14 protein-coding genes are annotated in these 14330 nt (G+C 62.1%); 5 read left to right on the top strand and 9 right to left on the bottom strand.

Annotated features, from left to right (window positions below):
• The first annotated feature begins 60 nt into the window (after positions 1-60).
• Positions 61-3246 (top strand): efflux RND transporter permease subunit, encoded by a 3186-nt coding sequence (locus J2X24_RS18415; RefSeq protein ID WP_245344936.1) that lies wholly within the window; start codon positions 61-63, stop codon positions 3244-3246.
• A 1-nt stretch (position 3247) separates the two neighbouring features.
• Entirely contained in the window at positions 3248-4648 is a 1401-nt protein-coding gene (locus J2X24_RS18410; protein ID WP_209724839.1) for an efflux transporter outer membrane subunit, read from the top strand.
• Here the strand turns inward: J2X24_RS18410 and J2X24_RS18405 are convergent.
• From J2X24_RS18405 to J2X24_RS18385, 5 genes are all read right to left on the bottom strand, one after another.
• Positions 4612-5121: a UTRA domain-containing protein gene (locus J2X24_RS18405; protein ID WP_209724837.1), complete on the bottom strand. Its 510-nt coding sequence runs from the start codon at positions 5119-5121 to the stop codon at positions 4612-4614. The two genes, J2X24_RS18410 and J2X24_RS18405, sit on opposite strands and share 37 nt — an antisense overlap.
• A 10-nt stretch (positions 5122-5131) precedes the next feature.
• Positions 5132-6583 carry a bifunctional 2-methylcitrate dehydratase/aconitate hydratase gene (locus J2X24_RS18400; RefSeq protein ID WP_209724835.1) on the bottom strand — a complete coding sequence of 484 codons (1452 nt, stop codon included), beginning with the start codon at positions 6581-6583 and terminating at the stop codon, positions 5132-5134.
• 75 nt (positions 6584-6658) lie between these two features.
• Entirely contained in the window at positions 6659-7819 is a 1161-nt protein-coding gene (gene prpC, locus J2X24_RS18395) for a bifunctional 2-methylcitrate synthase/citrate synthase (RefSeq protein ID WP_245344935.1), read from the bottom strand.
• 27 nt (positions 7820-7846) lie between these two features.
• Positions 7847-8731: a methylisocitrate lyase gene (gene prpB, locus J2X24_RS18390; RefSeq protein ID WP_209724831.1), complete on the bottom strand. Its 885-nt coding sequence runs from the start codon at positions 8729-8731 to the stop codon at positions 7847-7849.
• 181 nt (positions 8732-8912) lie between these two features.
• The gene (locus J2X24_RS18385; protein WP_209724829.1) at positions 8913-9161 is read right to left on the bottom strand and encodes a hypothetical protein; all 249 of its coding nucleotides are present in this window, start codon (positions 9159-9161) and stop codon (positions 8913-8915) included.
• Positions 9162-9424: 263 nt separating this feature from the next.
• On the opposite strand from J2X24_RS18385, the gene J2X24_RS18380 reads away from it, so the two are divergent.
• The gene (locus J2X24_RS18380; RefSeq protein WP_209724827.1) at positions 9425-9754 is read left to right on the top strand and encodes a hypothetical protein; all 330 of its coding nucleotides are present in this window, start codon (positions 9425-9427) and stop codon (positions 9752-9754) included.
• Between the two features lie 7 nt (positions 9755-9761).
• Here the strand turns inward: J2X24_RS18380 and J2X24_RS18375 are convergent, their stop codons facing one another.
• From J2X24_RS18375 to J2X24_RS18360, 4 genes are read right to left on the bottom strand one after another with little or no spacing between them, the layout of a single operon-like run.
• Complete coding sequence (locus tag J2X24_RS18375) at positions 9762-10022, bottom strand: DUF5985 family protein (RefSeq protein WP_209724825.1); 261 nt, start codon at positions 10020-10022, stop codon at positions 9762-9764.
• 1 nt (position 10023) lies between these two features.
• Positions 10024-10284 carry a DUF5985 family protein gene (locus tag J2X24_RS18370; RefSeq protein WP_209724824.1) on the bottom strand — a complete coding sequence of 87 codons (261 nt, stop codon included), beginning with the start codon at positions 10282-10284 and terminating at the stop codon, positions 10024-10026.
• Between the two features lies 1 nt (position 10285).
• Entirely contained in the window at positions 10286-10663 is a 378-nt protein-coding gene (locus J2X24_RS18365) for a hypothetical protein (RefSeq protein WP_209724822.1), read from the bottom strand.
• 58 nt (positions 10664-10721) lie between these two features.
• The gene (locus J2X24_RS18360; protein WP_245344934.1) at positions 10722-11825 is read right to left on the bottom strand and encodes a DNA topoisomerase IB; all 1104 of its coding nucleotides are present in this window, start codon (positions 11823-11825) and stop codon (positions 10722-10724) included.
• A 119-nt stretch (positions 11826-11944) separates the two neighbouring features.
• On the opposite strand from J2X24_RS18360, the gene J2X24_RS18355 reads away from it, so the two are divergent.
• Together J2X24_RS18355 and J2X24_RS18350 are read left to right on the top strand one after the other, a co-directional pair.
• A complete protein-coding gene (locus tag J2X24_RS18355) occupies positions 11945-12340 on the top strand; it encodes a BlaI/MecI/CopY family transcriptional regulator (RefSeq protein WP_209724820.1) in 396 nt (131 codons plus the stop codon).
• A 39-nt stretch (positions 12341-12379) separates the two neighbouring features.
• Positions 12380-14308, top strand: coding sequence for a M56 family metallopeptidase (locus J2X24_RS18350; protein WP_209724818.1), 1929 nt, complete (start codon positions 12380-12382; stop codon positions 14306-14308).
• Positions 14309-14330: the final 22 nt, after the last annotated feature.

Below are 14330 nucleotides of genomic sequence, written 5' to 3'. Positions count from 1 at the left end.
GTCGAAAACCGCCCACACTTTTCGACATATCGCTCAAAAGACTGCCGAAGGATTTAAGGCATGATCTCCCGTTTCTTCATCCACCGCCCCATCTTCGCCTGGGTGGTCGCTATCGTCATCATGATGGCGGGCCTGCTGTCGATTGCCAACCTGCCGGTGGCTCAGTATCCGCAGATCGCCCTGCCGCAGGTATCGGTCAACGCCTTCTATCCCGGCGCCTCCGCCAAGACCGTCGAAGACAGCGTCACCCAGATCATCGAACAGCAGATGAAGGGGATCGACGGGCTGATGTACATGAACTCGACCTCGGACTCGAGCGGCGCGGCCAGCATCAATCTGACCTTCAAGGCCGGCACCGATCCCGACATCGCCCAGGTCCAGGTGCAGAACAAACTCCAGTCAGCCACGCCGCTCCTGCCCGCCGAGGTGCAGCAGCAGGGCCTGACGGTCGCGAAGGCCTCCAGCGGCTTCCTGATGGTTATCGGTCTCTACTCCGACGACCCGAAGGTCACCGATACCGACCTTGGCGACTACATGTCCTCGACCCTCATCGATCAGATCAGCCGCGTCGACGGCGTCGGCACCATCCAGAACTTCGGTGCGCAATACGCCATGCGCATCTGGCTCGATCCCAACAAGCTCACCAGCTACAACCTGACGCCGACCGACGTCATGGGCGCCATTCGCGCCCAGAACACTCAGGTGTCCGCCGGTCAGCTGGGCGGCCTGCCGGCTGTCCAGGGCACGGCGCTCAATGCGACGATCACCGCCCAGTCGCGCCTGACAACGATCGACCAGTTCCGTAATATCATTGTCAAAAACTCCGCCGGCGGCGCCATCGTCCGCCTTCAAGATGTGGCGCGCCTCGAACTCGGCGCCCAGCAATATGGCGGCACGGCCAAGTTCAACGGCCGCCCGGCAACGGGTATCGCCATCAGCCTGGCCACCGGCGCCAATGCGCTCGACACCGCCAAGGCCGTCAAGGCCAAGATGGACGAGCTCAAGAAGCAGTTCCCCAAGGGCTATCACTACGTCGTGCCCTTCGACACCACGCCGTTCATCGAGCTTTCGATCGAGGAAGTGGTCAAGACGCTCGTCGAGGCTGTCGTGCTCGTCTTCGTCGTCATGTTCATTTTCCTGCAAAACTGGCGCGCGACCATCATCCCGACCATCGCCGTCCCGGTCGTCCTGCTCGGCACCTTTGGTGTTCTGGCGGCGTTTGGCTACTCGATCAACACGCTGACGCTGTTCGGCCTTGTGCTGGCCATCGGTCTTCTGGTCGATGACGCCATCGTCGTGGTCGAAAACGTCGAACGCGTCATGCACGAAGAGAAACTGCCGCCTTTGGCCGCCACCATCAAGTCGATGGAAGAAATCACCGGCGCCCTGATCGGCATCGCGCTGGTCCTGTCGGCCGTGTTCATCCCGATGGCCTTCTTCGGCGGCTCGCAGGGCGTCATCTACCGTCAGTTCTCGATCACCCTGGTCTCGGCCATGGCCCTGTCGGTCATCGTCGCCCTCGTCCTGACGCCCGCCCTGTGCGCCACCCTGCTCAAGCCGATCGACCACAACGCCAAGAAGAAGGGTCCGTTGGGCGGCTTCTTCAACTGGTTCAACAAGAGCTTCGACGGCCTGGCCAATGGATACCGCAACACGGTTGGCAAGATCCTCGGCCAGAGCGTGCGCTGGATGGTGGTGTTCGCCGCCATCGTCGCCCTGATGGCCTTCCTGTTCACGCGTCTGCCGACCTCCTTCCTCCCCGAAGAAGACCAGGGCATCCTCTTCACCATCGTTCAACTGCCGCCCGGCGCCACCGAAGAACGCACCAATGTCGTGCTCGACGAAATCGCCGACCATTTCAAGAAGGATCCGGCCGTCGAATCCGCCTTCACTGTTTCGGGCTTCTCCTTCTCGGGTCCCGGCCAGAACGCCGGCATGGCCTTCGTCCGCCTCAAGGATTTCCACGACCGCAAGACAGCCGACGAAAAGGCGCCGGCCGTCGCGGGACGCGCCATGGGCCGCTTCAGCCAGTTCCGCGACGCCATGGCCTTCGCCATCGTGCCGCCGGCTGTGACCGAGCTCGGTAATTCTTCGGGTTTCGACCTCCAGCTCAAGGATGTGGGTGGTTTAGGTCATGGCGCCCTGCTCAACGCCCGCAACCAGGTGCTGGGCATGGCATCGCAGAACCCCAGCCTGATGGGCGTGCGCCCGAATGGCATGGAAGACACGCCGGAACTGAAGCTTGAGATCGACCAGGCTGCCGCCGGCGCCATGGGGGTCAGCCTGTCCGACATCAACGCCACCCTGTCCACCGCCATGGGCGGCGCCTATGTCAACGACTTCATTGATCGCAACCGCGTCAAAAAGGTCTTCGTCCAGGCCGATGCTCCCTTCCGCATGAAACCCGAGGATCTGAACCAGTGGTACGTCCGCAACGACCAGGGCCAGATGGTGCCATTCTCGGCCTTTGCCACCTCGCACTGGGAATACGGCTCGCCGCGCCTGGAACGCTATAACGGCTCGCCGTCGATGAACATCCAAGGCATGGCCGCCCCCGGCCAGTCGTCGGGCCAGGCCATGGCCGAGATGGAAAAGATCATCGCCCAGCTGCCGCCCGGCATCTCGTACGAATGGACCGGCCTGTCGCTCCAGGAAAAGCAGTCCGGCGCCGAAGCCCCGATGCTGTACGCTCTGTCGATCTTCATCGTCTTCATCCTGCTAGCCGCCCTGTACGAAAGCTGGTCGATCCCGGTCGCCATCGTCATGGTCATCCCGCTGGGGGTTTTGGGTGCGCTTCTGGCCACCATGCTGCGCGGACTGTCGAATGACATCTACCTTCAGGTCGCGCTTCTCACCATCATCGGCCTCAGCGCCAAAAACGCCATCCTGATCGTGGAATTCGCTAAGCATAACCACGAAAACGGCATGAGCCTGATCGACGCCACGCTTACAGCTGCCCGCGTCCGCCTTCGCCCGATCATCATGACCTCGCTGGCCTTTACCTTCGGCATCCTGCCGCTCTTCTTCGCCAATGGCGCGGGGTCGGGCAGCCAGAACGCCATCGGCACCGGCCTGGTCGGCGGCATCCTGTCCGCTACCTTCCTGGCCGTCTTCTTCATCCCGCTGTTCTTCGTCATCATCGAAAAGATGTTCAAGGCGGACGAAAAGCACCTCAGGAAGCTGGCCGAACAGCGCGAAGCCATGGCCTATCTCAACCGCACCGACTCCGATCCGAAGGGACACTGATATGACCCCGACCGTCAAAATCACCCTTCTGGCCGCCGCCGGCGCCCTAACGCTTAGCGCCTGCACCATGGCGCCGCGCTATGAACGCAGCGCCTTACCAGTGCCCGGCCAGTTCCCGACCGCGCAAGTGTCGTCTGGCGCATCGGCGGAAACGCTCGCCTGGCGCCAGGTCTTCCTCGACCCGCGCCTGCAAGCCGTCATCGCCCAGTCGCTGGAGAACAACCGCGATCTCCGCGTCGCCGTACTGAACGTCGAGCGCGCCCGGTCGCAATACCGTATCCAGCGCGCCAGCCTGGTCCCGGCGTTCCAGGGCACGGTCTCCGGTTTCCGCGGCGATACCGGCTCGGTCAATCCGGCCACCGGTGCTCCCATCGGCGAAACCGAATCCTATACGGCCGATATCGGCGCGTCATGGGAGCTCGACCTGTTCGGCCGGGTTCGCTCGCTGAGCCGCGGCGCGCAGCAGCGCTTCTTCGCCGCGGGTGAAAACCGCAAGGCGGCACAGATCAGCCTGATCAGCGCCGTGGCGTCTTCATGGCTCGCCCTGGCCGCCGATGAAGACCAGTTGCGCCTGTCGCGTGAAACCCTGCGCCTGCGTGACGAAAGCCTGGGGCTGATGCGTCAGCGCTTCGAAGCCGGTGCGTCGGATCAGCTGACCCTGCGCCAGACCGAGGTGCTCGCTGAGCAAGCCCGCGCCGATGTCGCCGCCCTGGTTGCCCAGGTCCAGCAGGATCGCAATGCCCTGCGTCTTCTCGTCGGCTCGGAAGTGGCGGCGGATAACCTGCCATCGACCTTCCCGGACAACGCCGTGCTGGCTGATCTGCCGGTGGGCCTGCCGTCGGACATCCTGCTGAAGCGTCCTGATGTCCTGGCTGCCGAATACAGCCTCAAGGCCGCCAACGCCGACATCGGCGCGGCACGCGCCGCCCTCTTCCCGCGCATCTCGCTGACCGGCTCAGTCGGCAAGGCGTCCGGCGACCTCGACGGCCTGTTCGACGGCACGGATACATGGACATTCGCGCCATCGATCTCGGTGCCGATCTTTGCCGGCGGCGCCAACCTGGCGAACCTCCGCGCCAGCCGGACGAGCCGCGATATCGCCCTGGCCCAGTATGAAGGCGCAGTCCAGGCCGCCTTCCGCGATGTTTCGGATCAGCTCGCCGTGCGCGCCACCATCGATGAGCGTCTGGCCGCCACGGACCGGGTTGTCGCGGCGGCCGCCGACGGCAATCGCCTGGCACAGCAGCGCTTCCGCGAAGGCATCGATTCACGACTGACACTGACGGATGCCGAACGCACGCTTTACGGCGCGCAACAGGCTCAGATCGGTGTGCGCCTTGTCCGCGCCATCAACCTGATCAACCTCTATGCTTCGGCTGGCGGCGGATTCGACGCGGAATAGCTGCGGAGCGTCAGCTTATAGCTGTCGCCAATCAAGGCCTGCACTCCAGAGGTAATGCCGTGTCCGTCCTTGCGGACTCGGCGCCGCACCATCAGGCAAGCCAGGGGCCCTTCGGCTTTCAACAGGCGCAGGGTTTCCGGATCGGCCAGGTCGGCGGAGATATGCATCTCCGCATGTGTGGCCCTCACGGTCTGAGCCAGCCAATGACCCGGAGAGGTCCGCGAGAAATCAGCGGTCTCGGCGTCCGGCAGGAGGGTCAGGTTGATTAGCCTCTGTTCGACTGCCAGCGGTTTTTCCGACGCGAAATGCACACCGCTCAGATACAGCACACGCCCACCCTTGCCGGCCAGGGCGATCTCATCGACACGGAACGCGGCATAGGCCGAGCGCGACATCAGCTCATAGCGGTAGAGTTCGCCGCGCGCCCGGACTTCGGCCTCGATATCGTCCTCGACCTCCGCCTGCACGGCCATGTCGGATCCTCTAAATCACATAGAGATCGACATACTCATTTACAGGCATGGCCTCAAGGGCCGACTGATTGAGACTGACGGCCAGGATGCGGTCCTGCTGTTTCTTTGGGAAGCGGCGTTTCAGGTTCTGGCGGAACTTTTCCTCGAGTACGGGAATGCCCTCGGCGCGGCGCAGGCGATGGCCGATCGGATAGTCGACGCGCAGTTCGTCGGTCTTGGTGCCGTCATGGAATTCGATCGTCATGGCGTTGGCGATCGAGCGCTTGTCCGGGTCGTGATAATCGCGGGTGAATTCCGGTTCCTCGACGCAGGAAATCTTGTCGCGGAGGGCGTCGATGCGCGGATCGCAGGCCACAAAATCCTCGTAATCCGACGCCGTCAGGCGGCCGAAGATCAGCGGCACGGCGACCATGTACTGGATGCAGTGGTCGCGGTCGGCCGGATTGTTGAGCGGCCCCTTCTTGTCGATGATGCGGACACAGGCCTCATGCGTGCGGATCGTCACCCTGGCGATATCGTCGGCTGTCTTGCCTAATTCGGCCAGCTTGGCGTGGAAGGTCATGGCTGCTTCGACGGCGGTCTGTGAGTGGAATTCGGCCGGGAAGCTGATCTTGAACAGCACGTTTTCCATGACGTAGCTGCCATAGGGACGCTGAAATTTGAACGGCTGGCCCTTGAACGATACGTCGTAAAAACCCCAGGTCTTGGCGGTCAGGACGCTGGGATAACCCATCTCACCCTTCTGCACCATCAGGGCCAGACGCACGGCACGTGAAGTCGCGTCACCCGCCGCCCAAGACTTGCGCGACCCGGTATTGGGACTGTGGCGATAGGTGCGAAGGCTTTGTCCGTCGACCCAGGCCAATGACACGGCATCGATGATCTCATCACGCGTCAGGCCCAGCATCTCGGCGACCACAGCGGTCGAGGCGACCTTGACGAGTATGACGTGGTCGAGGCCGACCTTGTTGAAGCTGTTTTCCAAAGCGATGCAGCCCTGGATCTCGTGCGCCTTGACCATGGCGGTCAGGACATCGCGCATGGTCAGGGGCGCCTTGCCGGCCGCGACCGCATTGCGGCTCAGCCAGTCGGCGACCGCCAGGATACCGCCGAGATTGTCGGAGGGATGGCCCCACTCCGCCGCCAGCCAGGTGTCGTTAAAATCGAGCCAGCGGATCATGGCGCCGATATCGAAGGCCGCCTTGATAGGATCGAGCTGGAACTGCGTGCCGAAGACCTTGGCGCCATTGGGTACGACCGTCCCTTGCACGACCGGGCCCAGATGCTTAGTGCAGGCCGGGTATTCCAGCGCTTCGAGCCCGCAGCCGATCGTGTCGATCAGGCAGTTGCGCGCCGTCGTATAGGCCAGGTCGGACTTGACCTCATAGTTCAGCACATAGTCGGCGATATCGACCAGCACGCTATCGGGTTCGGGGCGGACATTGGAGATATGGGCAGACATGGATAGCCTTCTGTAGCGACGGACGCGGTGTCGTCCCCTCTCCCCGCGTGCGGGGAGAGGGATAGGGTAAGGGGCTTACGGGCGTTGATCCAAGGGAACAAACGGCACGTTTTCGGGGCCGGTATAGTTGGCATTGGGGCGGATAATCTTACCGTCCTGGCGTTGCTCGATGATGTGCGCCGACCATCCGGACGTTCTGGAAATGACGAACAATGGCGTGAACATTGCCGTCGGTACACCCATCATGTGGTAGCTGACGGCGCTGAACCAATCGAGGTTCGGGAACATCGCCTTGATACCCCACATCACCGTCTCCAGCCGCTCGGCGATGTCGAACATCTTGAGGCTGCCGGCTTCACGGCTCAATGACCGCGCCACCTCCTTGATAACCTTGTTGCGCGGATCGCCGGTCGTGTAGACGGGATGGCCGAAACCGATCACGACCTCCTTGCGGGCTACGCGCTCCCGGATGTCGGCCTCGGCTTCATCAGGCGTGTCGTAGCGTTTCTGAATGTCATGGGCGACCTCATTGGCGCCGCCATGCTTGGGACCACGCAAGGCGCCAATAGCCCCGGCGACGCACGAATAGACGTCCGATCCTGTGCCCGCGATCACACGCGCGGCGAAGGTCGAGGCATTGAACTCATGCTCGGCATAAAGGATCAGCGAGGTGTGCATCGCCCTGACCCACGACTCGCGTGGACGTTCCCCGTGCAGCAGATGCAGGAAATGCCCGCCGATCGTGTCGTCATCGGTTTCGACCTCAATACGCCGGCCGTGATGGCTGAAGTGGAACCAATAGAGCAGCATCGAACCCAGGGACGCCATCAGCCGGTCGGCGATGTCACGCGCATTGGCGGTGTTGTGATCGTCCTTTTCCGGCAGGACACAGCCCAGGATCGACACGCCGGTGCGCATCACATCCATGGGGTGGGCCGAAGCCGGCAGGCTTTCCAGCGCCGCCATGACTGCCGCCGGCAAGCCGCGCAGCGCCTTGAGTTTGGCTTTATAGGCCGCCAGTTCGGCCCGGTTCGGCAACTTGCCGTGGACCAGCAGATGGGCGATTTCCTCGAACTCGGACGTGTTGGCAAGGTCCAGGATATCATAGCCGCGATAGGCCAGGTCATTGCCCGTCCTCCCGACCGTGCACAGCGCCGTATTGCCGGCCACCGTTCCGGAAAGGGCTACGGATTTCTTGGGCTTAAAGCCCGTGGTGGGGTCTCCTGCCGTATCCATGTTCATTTCCTCTGGTCATCTTGTTTGTTATTTTTGGCCGCTGAACAAGGTGTCGAGCCGGTGTTCGAAATCCCAGTAACCGATGCGGTCGTAGAGCTCTTCGCGCGTCTGCATGGTGTCGAGCACCGCCTTCTGGTGGCCGTCGCGGCGGATAGCTTCGTAGACGGCTTCGGCGGCCTTGTTCATGGCGCGGAAGGCCGACAGCGGATAGAGCTGGATGGCGACGCCGGCGGAGGCCAGTTCATCGCGCGTGAACAGGGGCGTCTTGCCGAATTCGGTGATATTGGCCAGGACCGGCACCTTCACGGCATCGACGAATTTGCGGTAGGTATCGAGGTCGTGGGCGGCCTCGGCGAAGATGCCGTCGGCCCCGGCTTCGACACAGGCTATGGCGCGCTCAATGGCGGCATCGATGCCTTCGACCGCGATCGCGTCGGTGCGGGCTATCAGGAAGAAGTCGGGATCGATCTTGGCGTCGGCCGCGGCCTTGACACGATCGACCATCTCGGACGCAGGTACGATCTCCTTACCGGGACGGTGACCACAACGCTTGGCGCCGACCTGGTCCTCGATATGACAAGCGGCGGCGCCCGCCTTTATCAACGCCTTGACCGTGCGTTCGATATTAAAGGCTGACGGCCCAAAACCGGTGTCGATATCGACCATGAGCGGCAAGTCGCAGACATCGGTGATGCGTCGGACATCGATCAGCACGTCGTCGAGCGTATTGAGGCCCAGGTCCGGCATGCCGAGCGATCCGGCCGCCACGCCGCCACCTGACAAATAGATGGCGCGATAGCCGGCGCGTTTGGCCAGCAAGGCATGATTGGCATTGATGGCGCCGATGACCTGCAACGGCTTTTCGGCCGCCAGGGCGTCACGGAAGTTACGGCCGGCGGAAGTGGTCGGCATTGGCATCCCTGTGTTTCTGACCTGTATATTTTTTCAGAAGTCGTATCTTTTGCAACAAATCAAGTCAAGTGATGAAATTTACGCATGCGTCAACATCGAGGTCAAATCAAAAGGCTGGCAAATCAAAACGCCGGAGACAAAGGATGTCTCCGGCGTCGTCACGAGAATGTGTAGCGGGATTTTAGTTTACCCGGTCAACGGCCTTTTCGGCGTTACGCTGAACATTTTCGGCCGGCGACTGATCGCCCAGCTTATCGGCGGCATTGTCGACGCCGTTCGGAAGGGCCTCGACGGCATCGCCCAGGCGTTCGCTGCCGGAACGGTTATCCTGCATCATGAATACGGCGCCGACAGCCAGGGCAGCGATGATCAGGACAGCAAGAATGATGATGGCGGTGTTGTTACCGGAAGATTGTGTGGCAGTGGCCATGGCGATTGCTCCTCTCAAGCGATATCCAAAAAGTGTGCAGCGGTTTTTGGATAGTATCGCGCCACACAAACATTTGGTGCAACCGTAACAGCCCCGTTGCAAAATGACGGTGCGGGCCTTGACGCCGATGAATAAGCATCGGATCAAGCCATTGTGAATTCACTTTTCAGGCGAATTGAGATGCCGCGCATGTGAAACGAGTTTTGTTGCGGCGCCACGGCATTGATGAGACGCTTAATGCAGTTTTCAGGACGGAGGCTCCCATGACGACCGACACGATTCCCGCGCCGATCAATGGCATGAATCAGCAATCCCGCCGTGATTATCTGGCCGAGCAAATGCAGATGCTCGACAGCAGCGAATCCGAAGATCGGGTGGTGTCCGGCCTTCAGGACCAGATCGAATCGCAGACATCATTGCGCCTTGGCGATGAGGACCGGGTGGCGCTCAGGGCCTACCTGCGCCGCGTCACCTCGCAATACCGCAGCGGCGAGATGGACCAGCGCAATGCCCAGATCGACCTGAACAAGGTGCTGATGGCGGCCGTGGCCAACAACCCGGATGTGCTCAACTACATCCATATGGACGCGTAAGCGGCGCCTAACTTCCTTTCATCGACCGGTTCTTGTCGATGATGGCAATGACGATCAGCAGGAACGAGAACAGCCGGATCAGGTAGATCAGCGGGCTCTGGTCGCTTGTCTGCGTCAGCCCCAGCACAACCCTGTCTATGCCTTCGACCACAAAGGCGGCCGCGAAAAACAGGAAAAAGCGGTCGCGCGTCGTCGTCCACGACCGGGCGAGCAGGAGCGCTATGGTGAAACACGCCATGGCGGTGGCGCCGAGAAGCATAAGTTTCATGCTATTCCGTGTCCCATATAAGGCCATAAAGAAAGATGAGAAGCGATATGCCGGTGATGACGTGCCGGACCATCGACAGGTCGGTTTCCGGCCCCAGCATCACCTTGTCGACCATCAGAAGCGCGTTCGACACCGTCATGCCGCAGAAGCACAGGCCGCCCCACAACAGCAGGCGATAGCGACTGCGGAAATAGGCCGCCAGCAGGAGCCAGGCGCAGACAAAGGCCATCAACGCGCACAGGGCATAGATAATGGCGGCCATCCTAGTCCTTTCTGATCCGGAAGGCGTCGGCAAAGGCCTGGACGCGTTTGGGTTTCGAATGGATGATCTTCGTCACCGGAATGAGATATTGCCGGTAAAGGTCGGCGCACACGCCGATGAGTGCGTCCGTCTCGGGCTTTTCCGGCGCGTAACGATAAAGCTTGCCGTCCTCGACGGCCAGGATGTGCCGCTCGGCCAGGCCGTTGAGCAGCACCGCCGTTTCACCTTCGGAGATATAGAGATGGCGTGCGACATCCGCCGCATCCCAAGATCTATCGGGATGGCCGCGCAGCCACAATAGCCCCTCCCACTGCGCCACCGAATCGATATTGCGCAAAAGAAACTGCCTTGCGTCGCCTGGAATGACGCCGTCGGTCATATCCCGACGTAGCGCGACTTAGGCCGCATGCAAAATAAGTTTTTGATAAAATTTCAGCCTATTCCGCGGCGGCACGCGGTTCCAGACGGCTTTTAAGGAAGCTGAGGACACACAGCTCGTCACCGCTCAGGCCTTCATCGTCCATCCTTTCGTCGATGGCGGTCCCGAGTTGCGAGACCAGATCGCCATCAAGATAGGCATTCAGGATTTCCGGGTGGACATAGCATTTGCGGCAAACACTTGGCGTGTTGCCCAGACGTTTGGCGACGGCCTCGATGGCCTCAACGATGTTTTTCTTTGCCCGCGTCTGCGTGTCGAAGGCTTCCAACCCTTTCAGCGCCATCGCCGCCAGGACCGTCCCCGTCCAGGTGCGAAAGTCCTTGGCGGTGAATGGCTGGCCGCTGATTTCGCGCAGGTAGGCGTTGACGTCACCCGAAGAGACATCGCGCACCCGTCCCTCTTCATCAACATATTTGAACAGCTCCTGCCCTTCGATATCGGCGCAGGCCGCCACGACGCGGGCAATGCGCCGGTCGCTGAGCTTGAGGTTCCACTCCTTCCCGGACTTGCCCTTGAAGCGGAAGCGCAAGGTCGAGCCGGTGACCTCGACGTGCTCGTCCTTCAAAGTCGTCAGACCATAGGACTGGTTCTTGCGGGCATATTCGTCATTGCCGACGCGGATCAGGGTCTTTTCCAGCAGGGCGACGACGGTCGCCAGAACCTTGTCGCGGCTCAGGCCCCGCTGCGCCATATGCTGTTTCACCATAGCGCGGATGCGCGGCAACGCCTCACCGAAGGCCAGGATATGGTTGAACTTGGTGGCGTCGCGGGCGGCACGCCAGTCGGGGTGGTAGCGGTACTGCTTGCGCCCCTTGGCATCGAGCGCCGTCGCCTGGATATGGCCGTTCTTCAACGGACAGATCCAGACATTGCGGTAGGCTGGCGGGATGGCCAGCTTGCGGATGCGGATGATCTCGTCATCGTCGCGGATGCGTTCGCCCGTTGAATCGAAATAGGCGAAATGCTTGCCGAAGCGCCGGCGGGTATAGCCCGGCCGCGTATCGGTGACATAGCGCAGCCCCTGCTCGCGGGCCTGCTGACGGTAATCGTGGCTGTCGAAACGGATGACGTTCATGGCCTTGAGGCTAAGACGCAACCCCATCGCAAGGCGATGAGGAAGGCCACAAGAGGGCGTAAAAAATCCGTGACACATTATTGCCATTCTGACGATCTACGAAGTTCTTCGTTGACTCGTTACGAAGTCCTTCGTATAAGTATCCCATGACACTATCTTCTGCTACTCATGCACCGCTGAAAAAGCCGACCGAGGCCGAGCTGGAAATTCTGCGCGTCCTGTGGGCCAAGGGCCCCGCGACCGTGCGCGACATCCACGACGTCCTCAGCGACACCCGCGCCACGGGCTATACGACCGTGCTCAAGACGCTGCAGATCATGACCGAAAAAGGCCTGGTCGAGCGTGAGGAGGCCGGCAAGGCGCATATCTATTCGCCGGCCATGCGCGAAGCCGACATGCAGACGCAACTGCTGAAGGACCTGAGCGAAAAGCTGTTTTCCGGTTCGCCAGCACTCCTGGCCATGCACGCCTTGTCGCTGCAGCCAGCCAGCGAGGACGAACTGGAGCAGATACGCGCGTTGATCGCTGCGAAGTCCAAGTAAGATCAGTACCAAGATCAATACGGTCAAGAGAGGCTGACCATGGTTGAACAGGTTCAAATTCTATTCCAGGCGCTGGGCCTGACCCTGCTGCACTTCTGCTGGCAGGGCGCCATTATCGCCCTGGCCGCGAAACTGGTGTCCGCCGCCCTTCCCGGCCTCCGCCCCCGCGTACAATATGCGGTCAGCCTCGCCGCCATGCTGGCCATGGCGGCCGTAGCGACAGCAACCTTCGCCTGGGAGCAGGTACGGCTCAGCCGAGGCGAAACGGCTCTCAGCCAGGAGGCTGTCGCCGCCGGCGCCGCCATCATGCCGCAAAGCCTGGACCCGATGAGCCTGCTGCCGTGGATCGATGCCGCCTGGGCCCTGGGCGTTCTGTTCCTTGCTTCACGTACACTCAGCGGACTGTGGGCCATCCATCGTCTCAAAGCCAAGGCGCAAGCCGTGCCCGAGGCTCTGGCCGCCCGCTTTGCCCGCGCCGCCCGCATCCTCGGGCTCAGCAACGTCCATATCCGCATGCATCCCGGCATCGACAGCCCGTTCGTCGTCGGCATCTTCCGCTCGATCGTCTACCTGCCGGTGTCCGCCGTCATGACGCTGTCACCCGATCAGATCGACGCCGTCCTGGCCCATGAACTGGAGCATATCCGCCGCGCCGACTTCGCCTGGAACCTGCTGCAGACCGTGCTTGAGACACTCTTCTTTTACCATCCCGCCGTCTGGTGGCTGGGCCGGACCTTGCGTGAGCAGCGCGAGCTGGCCTGTGACGATGCGGCCGTGCGCTCATGCAGCGACCCGCTGACCTACGCCACCGCCCTGCTACGCCTGGAAGAACAACGCCGCACGACGCCCCATCTCGCCGTCGCCCTCAATGGCGATGGTTCCGGCCCGACCCTTCTGTCCCGCGTCCGCCGGATCCTGGGCGATACGCCGAAAGGAGCTCAACCCATGTCACCGCGCAATGCATCGCGCCCGGCCCTGCTGGCCGCCCCGGTCGTCCTGATCACCCTCGCCGCCCTGGCCATCCCCGCCGCCCAGGTCGTGGCCGGCACGGACGGCGCCCTGGCCAAGATCTGCAATATCAAGTCGCGTGAATCGGTCACAGGTTCGTCCGGCCTGGCGTCGAGCCTCGCCCTGGGCGACACGTCCGAAGTCGCGGGCCCCGAAACCCCCGCTGCCGAGGCAACCGCCGGCGATGTCGAGCCCCAGGATTTCTGGTCGGGCCTGATCATGGCCAGCCCGCAAAAAGAAGAGGACGAAGGCGATCGCGACTCGACCTGGACGTGGGTCGCCGACCTCGAGCCCCACATCGATCACGAAGAAATCGCCCGCGCGCAAATTGAAGGTCTGGCCGAGGCTGCCGAAGATGTGCGCCGCGAGGCCGAGCAGCTGAAGGGTTCCGACCCCGTCCGGGCCCAGCAGATGCGCAAAGCCGCCGACCGTTTGGACGCCCAGTCCCGCATCGCCCAGGACAACGCCGCCGCGCACGCGCAGCACGCCGAAGCCATGGCCCGTCACGCGGAGATCATGGGACGTGCCGCCGCGGCGCGAGCCATTGACGCGGAAGCGATCCAGAAGCACGCGGAGCGCGAAGCCCGCAAGGCGGAAAAGATCGCCCGTAAGATCGAGGCCAAGTTCCGCAAAGGCGAGTTCAGTCAGACGTGGAACGTCCCTGAGCCGCCCGCACCGCCTGCCGTCCCCGCCCTTCCGGCCGAACCGGCATTGGCTGCCCCCCCTGCACCGCCCGCCCCGCCCGCACCTGCGGCACCGCCTGCGCCAGCCGCGTTCCCAGCCCCTCCGGCGCCACCTGCTCCACCGGCCAAGCCTATGGCGATGATCTCGGTCAAGACGCAGGTCGTTGCTCTGCCGAATGGAAAGGTCGTCGTGCAGGTGCAAAATATTGGCGCAACGCCAAATCCCATGCCCAGGCCCAGTGTCGTCAGCGTCGAGCGTAAGGTCACGATCGGCTGATACTGGCGAAATACCGGAAATA

It is taken from the genome of Asticcacaulis solisilvae, assembly GCF_017875235.1.
Taxonomy (GTDB): Bacteria; Pseudomonadota; Alphaproteobacteria; order Caulobacterales; family Caulobacteraceae; genus Asticcacaulis; species Asticcacaulis solisilvae_A.
Note: the sequence above shows the minus strand (reverse complement) of the source record. Positions and strands in the feature narration are given on the sequence as shown.